Origin of the sequence: Thiorhodovibrio winogradskyi (assembly GCF_036208045.1) — a bacterium.
GTDB lineage: Bacteria > Pseudomonadota > Gammaproteobacteria > Chromatiales > Chromatiaceae > Thiorhodovibrio > Thiorhodovibrio winogradskyi.
Genome location: NZ_CP121472.1, coordinates 4803761 through 4818939 on the forward strand (window position 1 = coordinate 4803761; position 15179 = coordinate 4818939).

At 57.3% G+C, this 15179-nt stretch carries 15 protein-coding genes and 4 pseudogenes; 4 read left to right on the forward strand and 15 right to left on the reverse strand.

Annotated elements, in window-relative coordinates; genetic code table 11:
- Positions 1-24: 24 nt before the first annotated feature.
- The 4 genes from Thiowin_RS22105 to Thiowin_RS22120 all read right to left on the reverse strand — a co-directional run bounded on the left by Thiowin_RS22105 (position 25) and on the right by Thiowin_RS22120 (position 5029).
- The gene (locus Thiowin_RS22105) at positions 25-1191 is read right to left on the reverse strand and encodes a polysaccharide pyruvyl transferase family protein (RefSeq protein WP_328985131.1); all 1167 of its coding nucleotides are present in this window, start codon (positions 1189-1191) and stop codon (positions 25-27) included.
- 34 nt (positions 1192-1225) lie between these two features.
- A complete protein-coding gene (locus Thiowin_RS22110; protein WP_328985132.1) occupies positions 1226-2644 on the reverse strand; it encodes a Coenzyme F420 hydrogenase/dehydrogenase, beta subunit C-terminal domain in 1419 nt (472 codons plus the stop codon).
- A gap of 1 nt (position 2645) precedes the next feature.
- Positions 2646-4070 (reverse strand): lipopolysaccharide biosynthesis protein, encoded by a 1425-nt coding sequence (locus tag Thiowin_RS22115; protein WP_328985133.1) that lies wholly within the window; start codon positions 4068-4070, stop codon positions 2646-2648.
- Positions 4071-4783: 713 nt separating this feature from the next.
- On the reverse strand, positions 4784-5029 hold the full coding sequence (locus tag Thiowin_RS22120) for an RpnC/YadD family protein (protein ID WP_328985134.1): 246 nt from the start codon (positions 5027-5029) through the stop codon (positions 4784-4786).
- 24 nt (positions 5030-5053) lie between these two features.
- On the opposite strand from Thiowin_RS22120, the gene Thiowin_RS22125 reads away from it, so the two are divergent.
- The gene (locus tag Thiowin_RS22125) at positions 5054-5410 is read left to right on the forward strand and encodes a hypothetical protein (protein WP_328985135.1); all 357 of its coding nucleotides are present in this window, start codon (positions 5054-5056) and stop codon (positions 5408-5410) included.
- On the opposite strand, the pseudogene Thiowin_RS22130 reads toward Thiowin_RS22125, so the two are convergent.
- The 11 genes and pseudogenes from Thiowin_RS22130 to Thiowin_RS22175 all read right to left on the reverse strand — a co-directional run.
- Positions 5389-5793, reverse strand: a pseudogene (locus Thiowin_RS22130) (NAD-dependent epimerase/dehydratase family protein); the annotation flags it as partial. The gene Thiowin_RS22125 and the pseudogene Thiowin_RS22130 overlap by 22 nt on opposite strands.
- 51 nt (positions 5794-5844) lie before the next feature.
- Entirely contained in the window at positions 5845-6222 is a 378-nt protein-coding gene (locus Thiowin_RS22135; protein WP_328985136.1) for a MarR family EPS-associated transcriptional regulator, read from the reverse strand.
- Positions 6223-6760: 538 nt separating this feature from the next.
- Positions 6761-6985: a DUF1353 domain-containing protein gene (locus tag Thiowin_RS22140; RefSeq protein WP_408034120.1), complete on the reverse strand. Its 225-nt coding sequence runs from the start codon at positions 6983-6985 to the stop codon at positions 6761-6763.
- Between the two features lie 149 nt (positions 6986-7134).
- Entirely contained in the window at positions 7135-7416 is a 282-nt protein-coding gene (locus Thiowin_RS22145) for a helix-turn-helix domain-containing protein (protein WP_456243445.1), read from the reverse strand.
- Between the two features lie 183 nt (positions 7417-7599).
- The gene (locus Thiowin_RS22150) at positions 7600-7989 is read right to left on the reverse strand and encodes a HEPN domain-containing protein (protein ID WP_328985138.1); all 390 of its coding nucleotides are present in this window, start codon (positions 7987-7989) and stop codon (positions 7600-7602) included.
- Positions 7986-8306, reverse strand: coding sequence for a nucleotidyltransferase domain-containing protein (locus tag Thiowin_RS22155; protein ID WP_328985139.1), 321 nt, complete (start codon positions 8304-8306; stop codon positions 7986-7988). The genes Thiowin_RS22150 and Thiowin_RS22155 overlap by 4 nt, the downstream gene beginning before the upstream one ends.
- Positions 8307-8465: 159 nt before the next feature.
- Entirely contained in the window at positions 8466-8858 is a 393-nt protein-coding gene (locus tag Thiowin_RS22160; protein WP_328985140.1) for an RpnC/YadD family protein, read from the reverse strand.
- Positions 8859-8923: 65 nt separating this feature from the next.
- A pseudogene (locus Thiowin_RS25495) lies at positions 8924-9040 on the reverse strand (Rpn family recombination-promoting nuclease/putative transposase); the annotation flags it as partial.
- A 71-nt stretch (positions 9041-9111) separates the two neighbouring features.
- A pseudogene (locus tag Thiowin_RS22165) lies at positions 9112-9972 on the reverse strand (NAD-dependent epimerase/dehydratase family protein).
- 110 nt (positions 9973-10082) lie between these two features.
- A complete protein-coding gene (locus Thiowin_RS22170) occupies positions 10083-10610 on the reverse strand; it encodes a FliH/SctL family protein (RefSeq protein ID WP_328985141.1) in 528 nt (175 codons plus the stop codon).
- Positions 10611-10728: 118 nt separating this feature from the next.
- Entirely contained in the window at positions 10729-10995 is a 267-nt protein-coding gene (locus Thiowin_RS22175; protein WP_328985142.1) for a DUF3368 domain-containing protein, read from the reverse strand.
- A gap of 113 nt (positions 10996-11108) precedes the next feature.
- Between Thiowin_RS22175 and Thiowin_RS22180 the strand changes: the two are divergent.
- The 3 genes and pseudogenes from Thiowin_RS22180 to Thiowin_RS22185 all read left to right on the forward strand — a co-directional run.
- Positions 11109-12280, forward strand: a pseudogene (locus Thiowin_RS22180) (IS3 family transposase); the annotation flags it as partial.
- Between the two features lie 209 nt (positions 12281-12489).
- A complete protein-coding gene (locus tag Thiowin_RS25500; RefSeq protein WP_408034245.1) occupies positions 12490-12663 on the forward strand; it encodes a PEP-CTERM sorting domain-containing protein in 174 nt (57 codons plus the stop codon).
- A gap of 778 nt (positions 12664-13441) precedes the next feature.
- Complete coding sequence (locus tag Thiowin_RS22185; protein WP_328985143.1) at positions 13442-14350, forward strand: Rpn family recombination-promoting nuclease/putative transposase; 909 nt, start codon at positions 13442-13444, stop codon at positions 14348-14350.
- Positions 14351-15179: the final 829 nt, after the last annotated feature.

A 15179-nucleotide genomic window follows, 5' to 3' on the forward strand; every position in this document is an offset into this window, starting at 1 on the left:
TCGACGACAGATGCGATGGACAATTCATGCGAACAGGGCGCGAACAGTCGTCGGATTTATGCGGTGACTTTGGTTATGCCGCGCGAGAAAGGCGCGGATCTCGGTTTCCGCCGCCAACAGTTCATCGATTTTCTCGACGAAACGCTCAGGTTCGAGCGTCAGGTGATCAATCACCCAATGATCGTGGCCGAAGATGTCCTCGTTGATCCCCCGTGCCTTGACGCTGTAGCCAATCGAGAGGGTCGGCACATTTTTCGACAGCGCCGCGATGGTCGCATGGGTCCGCGCGCCAGCGAAGCAGCGCAGCCGGGCAATCACGTCTTTGAGTTGGCGCGACGACAGATCGTATCCAGGCAGCAGTTGCAACCGCTCGGATGAATGCTGAATTTTGGATTTGACCTCGGCAAGAAAGGCCGCATCGTCATTACCAGGTTGCATGACATGTGGGATCAATAGGAACGAGCTTTTCGTGTTGGCGAGGAGGGTGTCAAGCCAGCTTGCCGCCTCATTGACCCAACGATCCGGTGATGGGCGATAGCGCGCGAGCAGCGGCGAGAGATTGACGCCAATGGCACCTTCGGCAAGCAACCGCTCGATCTCTGGCGACAGTTCCGCTGGCGAGGATTCCAGCGAAAAAGCCGGGTCTGGCATCAGCACGACGTTATCCCTAACGCCCAGCCCGTCCAGGTAGCGCTGGGTGCGCGTCTCACGGACGACGATCCGATGAACGCGTTTCAGATTGTCGGCGGCATCGCGTTCGAATGTTGGATCCTTGTCGAAAGGGCCGACCGATGCACCCCAGATCACCAGCTTTTTACCCGCCGCCAGGATGCGTTCATTGGCCTCGAAATAAGTTCGCGCACTCCCATAATCCATCGAATAGTTGTCACCACCGAGCGAGAGAACCACATCGGCCCAGGGCAAAAACCGCTCGAAGTTGAATCGATGGCCCTGAATCCGCTTGGCAATCTGCCAGCGGAGACCCGGCAGCGAACGTATCTCCGGATGACAGGCATGTTTGAGTTCAGGAAGATTCAGATATGGCGTCTTCAAAACGCGATCATCCTTGAATGAGCTATTGATAAATCTCGAATCCGGAAATGCGGATTTCAGCAGATCGTAAGTCGATAACAGGATCGCCTCGCAGCCGCGGTTTCCGGTTGATCCGTTTAATACAAATAAATGATTCATCTGTTTAGCTTTAATTGGCGATAGCAACTGTTTATCAAGGAATCTGCCGTAGTTTCCTGCGCGCCAAACTGATTATTCTGCCAAGGATATCGCCGTTGATTGCGCGATATTCTCGATATAAAGGCTTCATTTGGTCAAGGAAAAAAGCGATGTCATTTTTATTCCGCGCCACATCGAACGCATCATGGCTCAGCTTTCTTAATTGCGCGCGCAAATCTTGGCGTTTTCGCTCGAATCGCGGAAAGAGAAAGATCAATGGTGCTGGTCGCTTGCGCGGGGTCCAGCAATTGTCTTTTTTCTCCGAATAAAGACGATAGGCAATGGCATCTTTTCGATGTCGCAGGCCGCCAGCTTGTGATGCGACCGCAAGCGCGATCGGTAACTCCTGAACGTCAATTCTTCCGCATTTGCTGGCCGTATCTAATAGTTTGTGAATGTCAGGATTGCGAATAATCAGAATATTCGTACCCTTGCTGTCATTGACGAACTGCGGGAGCCAGGCATCGCCGAGAACAACGTCCGCCGTTTCTGAAAAGACATCGTCGCAGAAATCGCAAGATTTGTATTTGAATGCGCCAGCCCCCCAATCCGTGCCGAAAAGATCGCTCGCCGTGCTGATCATCTCTTGCTCACCATCGCTCGCACTGACGCAATAACGATCGGCTGGAGCGTGATCGTCCTTGACACGAAAGTCAAATGATTTCAATGCTAACGGGTCAATCCCAATTTGCCATGCCAGGCTCTCCGCATAGCGCGTACTTTTCAGATGACCACAAACGAGGCCAACGCAATATTTGATGCGTTCTTTGAATACGGGATCTTGCCGCTGAAGCAGCCGCACACTTTTGATAAAGCATGGAAGACCGACGAAGGCATAACGACCCGGCCGATCTCGTACCGAGTGAAGAACCGAAGATAATTCGATCGGATAATAACGTGACTTGGCGCCGTCTCGAATGCTATCGGAACTATCGGATATTGTGTAGACAAACAACGGTCCGTTGTCATCGCTGGGCGGAAGGGGTTGAACGTGAATGACGTAATCGATCAAATCTAACTTAAAAAGCTCATGGACAATCCAGGTGCCGAAACCACCCGAACTTCCCCTCGCGCGAAAATCGCCTTCGGCTACGTAGCCTGAGTAGACCGAGAAAAAATAACCGGCATTTGAATCGCGATCACAGACGTCACCGTAAAGAGGCTGCGCGAGTTGATCTTCCGTCAGGGCCTCGTCGGAAAATGGGCACACTGTTTGAACGTCAATCGTGGCATGCGCGGATTGCAATATTGGAATCCGTTGTGCCTCATATTGTCCATGATGATTCATCTTCATCTGGAATGGTGCGGCCATGATAGACGCGCATGCACCGCAACCCACGCAATAGCCATTCCGGATGACTGTTGCCTCAAGTCGTCCAGCGGCAGTCGCGTCATGGTGAAAGCTGTTTGTCATTTCAGCCCTTTCTCCCTTTGATTGTCACCAATGTAGTTTGGTATATATCCATTATTTCGATGCGCACGTCCTTGATCGTCAGGCCCGCCAGTAAATAAAAAACCAATGCGACTGGAAGAAAAATGACAATCCCTGTTGTTGCATTTACGATCTCCAAGGACGACCTTAAGCCGATTAAGGCCAGTAACAGGAAAAGCGCCAATGCCAGAAAAGGCAAGAAAACGTTAAGGAAATCAGTTCTTGAAACAGGAATATGTCGGCTCGCGTAAACAAGAAAGAAGGGGAGCCGAATCAATAATCCGGATAGTGAGTATGCGGCGATAATACCCATGCTGCCCCATATGGAACCTATAGCCACCGAGACGGCTATAATGCCGAGCGTCATCAGTTTCCATTTGAGCAGAGCATTAGCCTTGCCGGCCGCGATCAACAGGATACTCGTTATGGTTGCCACCGGTTCCACTAAGGAAAAGACGGCGAGTAGACGAAACATCGGGACAGCGGCGTCCCAACCGGGACCAAGGAAGATGTCCACAATCCAATCAGCCAGCACGACCATGGAGACGGTGATGAACATCGTCAACAATGACACCTTGCGAATCAACGACAGCGCGGCCCGCCTGAATCGCTCTGGATCACCAGCAACCCGGCAAAGCGCGGGTTGCGCCACGTTCATCACCGGCGGGAGGATCTGAGTCGAAGGGATCGCCGTCAGGGTGTTGGCGCGGTTATACAAACCGAGTTGTTGCGCGCCTCCCACCAGGCCGACAACAAAGGGCGTGAGGTTCGAGGCGAGATAACCGACGAAGTTTGCACCAGTCAGACTGATGCCAAATCTCAACATCGGCCGGACGCCGGTGCCGCGCAACGGCGCGCCAGGGCACCAGTCGCTTGCCAGCCAGACCAGTATGACTTGGGATGCCGTGGTGCTCAGCGTCAAGATGACCAGTGACCAGTACCCCAGCCCGCCCCAAGCGGAAACGATTCCGGCCAAGACGCCGCATGTCATGGAGATCACATCAATGCGCGCGAGCACCTTGAATTGCATCTGGCGTTTGAGTAAAGCCGTGTGCTGAACGGCCAAACCGCCGATCAAGAAGGACATCGAAAGGACAACACCGATCCAGGTCAGACGTGGTTCGTCATAGACCAGGGCGAGCGCCGGTGCGCAAGCGATCGTCAGGATGGTCAACAGGAGGCCAAGGGCGACATTGATCCAGAAGAGATTGGAGATTTGCCCTTGAGTGACATCCGGACGCTGGATCGTCGCCATGGATAAGCCGCCATCCATGAATTTACTCAATAAGCCGGTCAGAATCGTGACCATCGCGACGAGGCCAAAATCCGAGGGGCTGAGCAAACGGGCTAGCACCGCGATGGAGGTCAACTGGATGACGAACTTGAAGCCCTGAGCAACGAAAGTCACGCCCGTGCTGCGTATCGTGTGTACTTTGAGGTCACCCAGTAGGTGATCCGTCGAGAGATGGTCCGTTTTTTTTATGGAGGAGTTCAATGGGGCTTGGTCGACTTCAGGGTCACGACTTCGGGGGTCACAGACGCAAACGGCAGAGAGATTCGGAGTCTCCTATTACACGCTTTCCCGAACACCAAGGTCAGCTTCCGAAAGATGCGACCCGCTGAAGGCGGGATATCTTCCGCTTTGTTCCTGCAAGGGTCGGGGCTGGTCTTGCAAGACGACCGTTTTTCGAGAGGGCCTTCGTCATCGCGCGAGTTCCGGGGACAGTTTACTGAATTCGAGGAAGGGGTTTTGGAGTAGAAAAACCGGGACAGAAAAACCGGGACAGACTATGGTTTCAGATTGGAGTGGTTGCTGATCCGGTCATTCATTGGACTGTGATCCCAAATAACGGTCGATTGCTTCAAGAATGCGCCTGGCATCGCCTACATCTCGCTTTGAGTTCCAGGGACAGTTTACTGAATCCGAGAAAGGGGTTGTGAGCCGACCGGGCGCTCCCCAGAGGGTCGGGCGAAGTCTGTGTTCGCTTTTGACCGCCGCGTTTCCCGGCGCTGCCGCAAGCCTGTTAGAGTACGCACCGCGTACCGTTCCTGGCTTAAAATACACCCCCGCTGTCTGCGCCATGGCCCGGTGTCGATTCCCGCTATCCCTCAACGATCCGCTCATCCCTCGAACTCCGTGTAGACGGCATCCAGGCCGTCGCCTGTCAACACCCGCGCCGACCAGCGGAGCAGGGTCTCGGCATTCGCCGCTTGCACACGCTGTCGGATCGCGTCGCTCTGTTGACCAAATTTGGTGAGCATGTGGAGCAGGATGGTGGCCTCGCCTTCCTTGCGTCCTTCCTGGCGCCCTTCCTCAAGAACCTGCGCTAAACCTTGCTGAATGAACCGTTCGGCGAATCCGCTCATGGTGAGAGCCTCCCATGTATAGCGTTGTTGGTAGATGACCCGTTCATTGTCGTCGACATGCGCTTAGACCTTGATGCGGTCTTCGGGCGCATAGGCCATGTTGGGCAGGTTCAGTCGGGCAACGAGGTTGGGGCTGTCGAAGTGATCGCGCGCGGGGGTCTCGAAGAGCGGGCAGGCGAGATAGCGAAACTCCAGATACCGCTGATGATCGCCGCCCAGGTTGAGCTGGGTCGTATAGGTTCCGGCATGCAGAAAGATGATGATCGGGACGACGCGCTAGGTGTCGAACAGGAGATTCTTGAAATTCTGGTCGTGGCTCATCGGCGGGTCGTGGTACTCGGGTTCATCGAGGACGCGTTTCAGAATCCCTGGCGTTGCTGACGACGTAACAGATCGTCGAAGTAGGCAATGGTCGGTTTGAGCCCCTCGCGCAAGGCGATCGTCGGCGCCCATCCAAGCTGTTCCCGCGCGAGGGTAATGTTGGGCTGGCGCTGCTTGGGGTCGTCCCGCGGCATTGGTTCATGCACCAGGGGTGAGCTGGAGCCGGTGAGTTCCTTGATGGTCTCGGCCAGTTCGATCATGGTGAATTCGCCGGGGTTGCCGAGATTGATCGGTCCGGTGACGTCATCCGGGCTGTCCATCAGGCGGACGAAGCCTTCGATGAGGTTGTCGACATAGCAGAAGGAGCGGGTCTGGGTGCCCTCGCCGTAGAGGGTGATGGGCTGATTCCGCGGGGCCTGGACGATGAAGTTGCTGACCGATCTGCTTAGGGACTGGATGGTGCCGATATCGCGCGAAAGGTCTCAGTGGGGTTCTCATTGGGCTCGGGTTGTTGCTGCCTCGTCGGCGGTTTCAAGGTCGACGTCGACGTCGGCTTCGGTTTTGGCTTCAGCCCGCAGTTGTTCGATCTCGGCCTGCAAAGCTTGGTATTCGGCCTCTTTGCGTTTGAGGAAGCGCGCGAGGATGCGCGTTTTCTGTTCGATGCCCTCGGGCGTGAGCAGGTAGGCGTAGGCGAGCTTGTTGTTGCTGCGGCGGAAGTTCCGCGCCTTGACCCAGCCGCGCTCGATGACGGCGCGCACGCAGTAGTTGGTGCGCCCAAGGCTGATGCCGAGTGCGCGGGCAAGGTCGCGCTGGCTGGCCTGGGGATTGGCTTGCAGGTGTTTGAGGACGTGGTATTGGAGCTCGTCGTTCAAATTCGCGCGGTCTTGGTTAGGGTGCTTGCTGCGGCTGATCCCCGCACGACCCAAGCGCTGGCGCGCACTGGCCCAGGAGTCCAGATCCCAAGGGTTATTCGGCTCCGCGAATCGGGGCGAATGGCTGTAGGCCCTTGCAGGGGCTTCGGCTTCGGGCACGCTACCGCCATACCCTGTCAGTCGAGGGTATGGGAGGGGGCGCTGCTTGGCTGTTGTTGTTGTCGTGCGGCGGGCGTTCATGAGTTGAACGTGCAGCGGTGGGATTGAAACTCGGTTCAGCCCCTTATGTCAAGGGGAATTTATCTACACGCTGTCGCCGCGTGCGAAGGCGTTCTTGGGCAATAGGTACATCAATCAAGTCTTAATGCAGCGTGCGAGCCGAGACGAACCAATTGCAACCTCTCTGCATCCGGCTTGCGATCAATCAGAACCAAGTTCGGCCGCTGTGCGATGCGACGGCGGATAAAGGCTGGATTGAGGTTCAAAGGGGAAAAACCGGGACGGGTCTGGTTTTTTGGACACCGGGTTATCGATCAGGTCAGGCGCCTGCGCGAAACTTCGGCCCGAACCACTTGACGGTCCAGACCATGATGGCGCGGCTCCAAGCGGGCTCGCCGAGCACAGCCATGGCTTCGTTGAAGATGTCTGCGGCCATCCGGTGGTCGACGCTGTGCGGCTGCTCGTCGCAGAGCCAGTCGTGGATGACGGCGGCTTTGCCGCTGCGCCCGACCGGTGGCAGCAGGGGCCAGACTCGGCGGGTCATGGGGCGCGGGATGGAGGCGAAGTCGGTGCGGTCGCCGGCGGGCAGGGTGATCCAGCGCGGCTCGGCTTCGCTGGCGCCGATGATGCTCTACAGCGAAATTCCTCCAGCAGTTCGTTCGGCCGTTCGGCGCGTGGTGCCTTGCGCTGGAGCTACAGCGAAAAACCAAAATGTGACCCGTCGGAGAGCTCAACATCGATCCGCAATTTGCCACCGGTCGCTTCGACATAGCGCTTGAGCGAAGACAGCTTGAGGTCATGTCCGGGCCTCTCCATGCCGGCAATGGTCGGTTGTTTCACGCCGAGCGCGTCAGCCAACTCGCCCTGGGTCTTGCTAGCGCGCTCGCGCAGTTCCGCTAGGTGAATGCCCAGCAGAATCTCTGTGGCCTTTTGTTGAGCGCGCGCTACAACGTCGGGCTTCTCGTCGGCGAGCAACTGTTCAAGAGTCCTGCTCATTGCCTTTGCTCTGTGTCAGTCGCCGTAAATGCGCCGTGAATTCACGGTCCGCAAGCGGAATCATCTCGTCGTAAAAGCGTTTGTCGTTTCCTGCTTTGTTACCGGCACAGTAGAAAAACCGGGACAGACCATGGTTTCAGATTGGAGTGGTTGCTGATCCGGTCATTCATTGGACTGTGATCCCAAATAACGGTCGATTGCTTCAAGAATGCGCCTGGCATCGCCTACATCTCGCTTTGCTTCTTCTTCGGTAATCACTCCAGCCAAGTCGTAATCGCCACTTTGACGATCCTCGAACAGGCGCGTCAGCGTCGCCGTAAACTCACTGGGAAAAACACCGGTACGCACGAAATCCTTATTGAATTGCCCGATCGACTGAGCATGAGAGGAAAAAGAATTCCCTCGGGAAAGATGTAAGGCGCTGATGGCATGAAAAGCCGCGTAGTAGGCTCGTGATGCCGCATCGCCCCAAGCGCTGGCAGCGACGAGTATGTCGGCGACGCGCATTTTCTCAGCCGCTTTCTGAAGCACCGCGTCGATTTGGGGTGTCATAACAACCGTCCCTCACGCTCGATATTGAGGGCTAAAGGGCTTCCTTGCCGCAGCTTCCATTCTTCTTCGGTTCTGACAATGGATGTCACCAACGCCTCATAGCGGTCGATCAACCCTACTTCGACATCGAGAATCATGGCATGGATTTCGGGCGATCGACTGTCGACGATCACCAACATGTCATAGTCGGAATGGTCTCGAGCGTCACCTCGGGCGCGGGAACCGAATAGGCGCAGTTCCTTCAGGTGAGTACCTAGTCTCTTTCGCACTTCATGCGCGAAAGCGGTTGGTACTGGGTCGGAGGATGTCAACGTCATAAATATCCGCTGTTCCTAAACCGCGTCCCGAGTTCCGGCGAGTTCCCGGAGTTCCGGGGACAGGACTGGATCAAGGGTGGGAGTTCCGGGGAATGTCGGGGTCGGCTCGCTCGACCTTGGTGCGGATTGGCGCACTCGGCGGGCCGAATTTGCGCTCGATCAGACGCAGAAGCACGGTAGCGCGGCCATGCTGCTCGCCGCGCTGCTCGCCTTGTTCAATATATCTTTCCCTTGTTCAATATATCTTTCGATGAATGTCTGCATCACGGACTCTCCACTCGGACGTTCTTGGAGCAGGATACGCACGTCTTCTTCCTCGACCCGGCGCGTGCCTTGGACATAATAGCGCAGCAGGGATTCCAGGATCTCGAGTGCACTGGGTTGGTCGATGACCTGTTCGATGAGATCAAGCAGCTCACGCAGACGCTTGAGGGGTTGGTCGTCGTGGATATGCCTGAGGGCGAGCTGAGCCAGCCGGGTAAGCACGGCGCCCTTGATCTCGGCGCTGGTGCGCTCGGAGATGTCGTGCAGGGCGTAGCGAAACTGGGGCACATAGGCTGCGCAAGGGCGTCGGGAAGTGGGTGGACCAGATCGTGGAAGCACGCCGGAACACGCCAGGCGCCTTGGCCATGGTAGAGCACCAGTGGATAGACCGGCGGCAATTGAGGCGCCTCGGGGTGCTGTTTGCGGTGCTCATCGCCGCTAGCGACCACGTAGCGGAGGAGTTGCTGCATGATCCAGTGGTCGGACTGGCTCTTGTGCTCGAAGAGCAGATAGAGTTCGCGTCACCCCACATCCCCTCCAGTCAATTCCTCCACGCTCGCGGCATCGAAGATCCCGTCGAGCCCCATGCATCCAGTTGCGCGACCGGTGCTGCCTCGATCCGCTGCATGGCCCAGACGGGTAATGGACCGAAGCGGCGAACGAGCAGTCGCTTGAGGCTTTCGGCCTTGCCTTCGGTCTTGCCCTTGACCTCGCCCTCGGCAAAGATCGATTGATAGGCCTTCGTCTTCTGAATCGGCGTCACCAGGTTCAACATCGCCCGGATCTCCTTCGCGGTCAGGCCGCGAAATCGCTCGAAAAACCAGAACTCCAGCACCTGCGACAAGATGTCTCGGACCTCATTGGGATCCTGACGCGGACCGAAGAGATTGAAATCACGCAGACCGATGCTTTCCAAGCCATACGCCCGCGCAAAGTCCTCGGCATCGTGCTCGTTGACGAGTTTGGTCACGGCATAGGGCGAGAGCGGCCGACCGATCACCTCCTCGACCTTGGGCAAACCGGGATGATCGCCATGGGTGGAACTGGAGGCCGCATAGACGAACCGCCCGACCCCGGCATCGCGCGCCGCGACCAGCATATTGAGAAAACCCGCGACATTGACGGCATTGGTCGTGATGGGATCTTCGGGCGAACGCGGCACCTAACCGAGCGCCGCCTGATGCAGTACCACGTCGACCCCGGCACAGGCGTCGCGGCAGTCGTCCAGACAACGGATGTCACCCTCGATGAAGCGGAAACGCGCCCATTGCTCGGCGCTGACGGCCGCCCGGATCTGATCGAGATGGTGACGATGGCCGGTGGCGAAGTTGTCCAGACCGACGACGGTTTGATCCAGCTTCAGCAAGGCTTCCAGCCGATTGCCGCCGATGAAGCCCGCCACCCCGGTGATGAGCCAGGTCTTGGGGGCAGCGGGGAGATGGGCGAGGCGTTGGGGGCATTTGTAAGAGTTTTAAGTTTTAAGGGTTAAGTTTTAAGGGGGGCTGAGGGGGCTTATCGCTTGGATTGGATGGCGTTGAGCCATTCCTCTCCGTCGGCGCAGGTGAGCAGTTGCTCAGCGAGTTCTTCGAGTGGCTGGGGGGCGTGGATCGCGGCTAGGAGCGGCTCGGCTTGGCCGGCGATTGTCGGCCCGAAGCGGCGACGGGCGAGACGGCTGAGCAGATGGCGGGTTTCGGCGCGGCCTTGTTCCAGACCTTGCTCCAGACCTTGCTCCAGACCTTGCTCCAGACCTTGTTCCAAGCCTTGCTCCAAGCCTTGCTCCAAGCCTTGTTCCAGACCTTGCTGTAATCCCTCGCGCTTCCATTGGTCGGTCCAGCTTTCGACGTTCTCGGCGAGCATGTGGTGTACCTCGAATAGATCCAGTTCCCCGACCCAGGCGCCGGGCACGAATCCTTGCAGCAGATCGCGGACCATCGGGAAGTGCGAATACAGCAGCTTGTAGCCGCTGTCATGCGTGGGTCCACGAGACGCTGTCGAGTGGGGCGCTGTGGGCGCCTGATCAGGGGTGTTGCCGAATCGCATCCGGGATTCTGGTCCGTGGCAAACGTGGATGGCGTGGGATTCTAGCAGGGGACGGAAGATGTTTGAAAGGGGTAGGGTCAAGTTTTAAGTTTTAAGGAGGGGCTTTCTCGGGAATCGCCTAAAACACCTCACCAGCCTGCTGTAAGGCCGCCTGCACGATATCTTCGTGAATGCGGTAGCCGTGTTCTCGCATCGATTGCAACGGTTGACAGATCGCGTCGATCAGGCCGCTCTGTTTGGCCTCCAGCAAGACCCTCACCGTCCCCAATGTGCGCAGTCCGTAAATATCTCGCGCAATCTTCCGTCCCTTGCGTTCGTCGATCAAGACTTGATCGATGCGCAAAGCTTGAGCCAACTGGATAACAGCCGCCTCCCTCTCATCCAACAAACTTTTCAGCAACGGATCCAGCGGAACTATAGTGGACCCCAATTTTAGGACACTAAATTAAGTTAGTTTTGCCTCATCTGAAGAGACTTGTAAAGACTTGGAGAGAGCAGATGAGTGAGAGACAACGCAAGACCTTCAGTGCCGCTTTCAAGGCCAAAGTAGGCTTGGAAGCGGTACGCGGAGTGAAGACGACTAACGAGATTGCGCAGGATCACGGGGTTCATCCGGTCCAAGTAGGCCAGTGGAAGAAAGCCATCGTGGCGGACGCCGGCAAGCTGTTCGAAGGCCGGCGCGGGCGCAAGAAAGTGGACGACAGTGGCGACGAAGAGCGACTCTACAGCGAGATCGGGCGGTTGAAAATGGAGCTGGACTGGCTGAAAAAAAAGTCCGGGGTGAGCCTGTGAGCGTGCGTCGCGGGTGGATCGACATGGGCGGCCTTGATGATGGCGGGTTAGCGGTCAGTCGCCAATGTGCGCTGCTTGGCGTACATCGCTCTGGAGTGTATGCACACCGCCATGATCGTATTGCCGAGCCGAGCGAACTGGATCAAAAGTTGTTGCGGCTGATTGATGCGGAATACACCAAGAGACCATTTTATGGGAGTCGACGCATGGTTGTGATGCTGCGCGCACAAGGCTATGCGGTCAGTCGCAAACGCGTTCAGCGTCTCATGGGCGTTTTAGGTTTAGCCGGCATGTTGCCTGGGCCTCATACAAGCAAGCCGCATCCTGAGCACAAAATCTACCCCTACTTGTTGCGTGGGCTGGCCATTGTACGGCCCAACCACGTCTGGAGCAGTGACATCACCTATGTGCGACTCGCGCATGGATTTGCCTACCTGGTGGCCATCATCGACTGGTACTCACGACGAGTCCTTTCTTGGAGATTGTCGAACACAATGGACACGGGCTTTTGCATCGATTGCTTGGAGGATGCGCTGCGCCACCATGGCCGCCCGGAGATCTTCAACACCGACCAGGGCGCGCAGTTTACCAGCCTCGCCTTCACCCAGGTGTTGCGTGACGCCGAGGTGGCCATCAGCATGGATGGGCGCGGCAGAGCCCTGGACAACGTCTTCGTCGAGCGTCTGTGGCGCAGCGTCAAATGGGAGGACATTTACCCCAAGGGCTATGAGACGCTCTCAGAGCTGTTCATGGGCCTCTCGGCGTATTTCCCCTTCTACAACGGTGAACGCCCTCACCAGGGGCTTGGCTACCGAACGCCGGACGATGTGCATGTGAGCGGCAAAGGAGGTGGTGTCGTGGTTGCTGATCACTTTGGCGATCACCCGCCAGCGGAGTCGTCGGCTCCGCTACGCTCCGCCGACGACTCCGCTGGCGAAGAACTGGGGCAGCGCCAATCCGCTGCGACTGAACTGGGCGCGCTAACTTAAATTCGGGGGAAACTGTCCTTGACATGGGGTCCACCTCAAACGTCGGACCCGACAGCGGATGGGCGACTGATTATTACAGGATCTCACTTAACTTCGACATGGAAAACTGGGCATTCAGTCAGAATGGGAGCCTCCAGGGTCTCTACCACGAAAACAACAATATCTATTCCAGCTACTTCGAGTCTGCAAGCGTTCCGGAGCCGTCAACGCTCGCGTTATTGGGCCTAGGTCTCGCTGGTATCGGTTTCCGCAGGCACATGAAAGGAATGTGAAAAAAATTAAAGGTGCCTGGCTCGAATTATTTTCGAGCCACCAGTGCAAGATTTCCGATAACCTAGCTCGTTTCACTTGGTTTCAGGCCTTCAATATCCAGCCCCCGGGCTTCGTTCCTCGGGGGCTTTTTGGAAATTAAAGGTGCCTGGCTCGAATTGTTTTCGAGCCACCAGTGCAAGACTTCCGATAACCTAGCTCGTTTCGCTTGGTTGCAGGCTTTCAATATCCAGCCCCCGGGCTTCGTTCCTCGGGGGCTTTTTTGTGCGGCACCGAAGTCCATGCGCGTAATCAAGCCGCTGGTGCCCCATGGGCCAGACTCACCGCCGTGCCATCCGCTACCCAGCGGAGACCAACACCAGCCACCCTATGACTTGCCGAAACAACTGAACTCTCGGTTTTGAGCCGGGTGACGGGCGCGGGGGTCTTGGCGGCATGGATGCCGCCATGAAGCCTACAGGGATGTATCCACGGCGTCCCCCGCGGCCGTTACCCGGCCCAAAACTACCCCAAGAGTAGATCATCCTGACATTGAATCTATGGCGCTAGCTAGTCGGTTCAGCGATACAAACAGGGGAATAGGGGCCAGGGTGGAATTATTGTTGAGTTCTCCTGAGACGCGGCGCAAAGCACTGCGCATTCCACAGCATCCGGCCACCCATTTTACCGTCATCCGGCCGCACCGCGGCTCCCACCACGCATCACCATCGGCTCAGAGTCCGAGCAAGGTCGATACGCCGCGCGATTGTCCGCGCTGTTGCGTCTGGTTAGACTGGCCGCATGCGCCATCCCATCGACCCCAAGATCGATTGTGTCTTCAAGGCCTTGCTCGGCTCGCAAGCGAACCGGGCGCTGCTGATCCATTTCCTCAATGCCACGCTGGGTCAGGATCTTGCCGGCCCCCTGACGGAGGTTGAGATCCTCAACCCCTACAACGAGCGCAAGTTTCTCGACGACAAACTCAGCATCGTCGACGTCAAGGCTCGCGACCAGGCCGGGCGGCTCTATCAGATCGAACTGCAACTGCTCAATCTCCCCGAACTGCCCGCGCGCATGCTCTATGGCTGGGCCGATCTCTACAGCGCCCAGTTACAGGACGGCGAACCCTATGAGCATCTCCGCCCGACTTACGCCATCTGGCTGCTGGGACAGACCCTGCGTCCCGGCCTGTGCGAATGGTTTCACCGCTTTCGGCTGCGCGATGACCAGGGCCGGGAACTGCTCGACCACGGTGGTCTCTACCTGTTGGAACTGAGCAAATTCGCCGCCGAGACCGTGGTCACCGAACTGGAGCGCTGGCTGAAGTTCTTCATCGAAGCGCCCCGCCTCGACGAATCGCATCTGCCCGAGTGGATGCACACCCAAGAGATGCACCAAGCCATGAGCACCCTAAAAGCCTTCTCCGAGAAAGAACGCGCCTACCACGCCTACCAGGCGCGGCAGAACTACCTGCGTCAGCAGATCAGTATCCAGCACCATCTCGACGCCTTGCAGGTCGAGGCGCGGCAGGAGCGGGCGGCAAAAGAGCAGGAGCGAGCGGCAAAAGAGCAGGAGCGGGCGGCAAAAGAGCAGGAGCGGGCGGCAAAAGAGCAAGCGCAGCGGTTCGCCGAGCAGGAGCGGATCGCGAAAGAATCGGCCCTGGCTGAAATCGAGCGCCTCAAGGCACAACTGCGCGATCAGGCGGATTAGAAACGACCGGGGCAGACGGGACACATAACGAAATTCCGGGTACATATACTGAATAACGGGAAGTTTCTTCATCAATCCGCTGCATCACGCCCGCCCAGCGCCCGCACCGGGGCTCCGGCCGCGCATCAACATCGACTCAGAGGTAATAGGGGCCAGTGCGGCCTGGCAAGGACGCGTGTTCTAGCGGGTGAGAGTCCCGCCTGGGTCATCGTGAGCCGCGAGCCCGGTATCAAGCCTTGCGGCGCGAAGGGTAACTGACGCGACGATGCGTAGGCATGAAAACAGGCGAGGTGCAAAGGTAGCGGGTGAAGCCGCCCCTGAAGGTGTAGAGCCCCGAAAATTACGCTGGAGAGTGCCGACGGGTTTGGCCCCCCGGCAGGCAACACGGATGTCGCGTCATGGTCAGTGGCATGGAGACTCCCCGGGGTCCCAGGCCGTATCGAGCCTTACATTGAGAACACGTGGTAACCAGGGAGATCCAACATTCGGTCTGCGGGAAGGGCACCGATGAACAAGTCTGATAAACGAGGACATCGGCGGTGTTTGTTGGAAGTCGGAGCCACTCGTGAGAGCGTTGACGCCTGGTAATGCGGATCGAGCAACGGAGTGGCAGTTTGGGATATTGTTTCGGTATAACACGATCATACACCGAGAGGACTTAAGTGCGTGACAACGAGAGCCGAAGCGATTCACACCAATGGAGCGAAGAGCGAGAAGCATGGGTGGTCTGATGGAAGGAGGGCCTTCTGTGTTGATGGGCGAGAGTCTATCCCTTGGTGAATGCCCCGAACTAGGAGCCGGATGGTGTAACACTCCAAGTCCTACTGCT

Coding starts and splice junctions, on each gene's coding strand:
- Thiowin_RS22105 (WP_328985131.1), bottom strand. CDS start 1,191: ATGAATCATTTATTTGTATTAAACGGATCAACCGGAAACCGCGGCTGC.
- Thiowin_RS22110 (WP_328985132.1), bottom strand. CDS start 2,644: ATGACAAACAGCTTTCACCATGACGCGACTGCCGCTGGACGACTTGAG.
- Thiowin_RS22120 (WP_328985134.1), bottom strand. CDS start 5,029: ATGAGCGGATTCGCCGAACGGTTCATTCAGCAAGGTTTAGCGCAGGTT.
- Thiowin_RS22140 (WP_408034120.1), bottom strand. CDS start 6,985: ATGACCCGCCGAGTCTGGCCCCTGCTGCCACCGGTCGGGCGCAGCGGC.
- Thiowin_RS22150 (WP_328985138.1), bottom strand. CDS start 7,989: ATGACACCCCAAATCGACGCGGTGCTTCAGAAAGCGGCTGAGAAAATG.
- Thiowin_RS22155 (WP_328985139.1), bottom strand. CDS start 8,306: ATGACGTTGACATCCTCCGACCCAGTACCAACCGCTTTCGCGCATGAA.
- Thiowin_RS22170 (WP_328985141.1), bottom strand. CDS start 10,610: ATGCGATTCGGCAACACCCCTGATCAGGCGCCCACAGCGCCCCACTCG.
- Thiowin_RS25500 (WP_408034245.1), top strand. CDS start 12,490: ATGGAAAACTGGGCATTCAGTCAGAATGGGAGCCTCCAGGGTCTCTAC.
- Thiowin_RS22185 (WP_328985143.1), top strand. CDS start 13,442: ATGCGCCATCCCATCGACCCCAAGATCGATTGTGTCTTCAAGGCCTTG.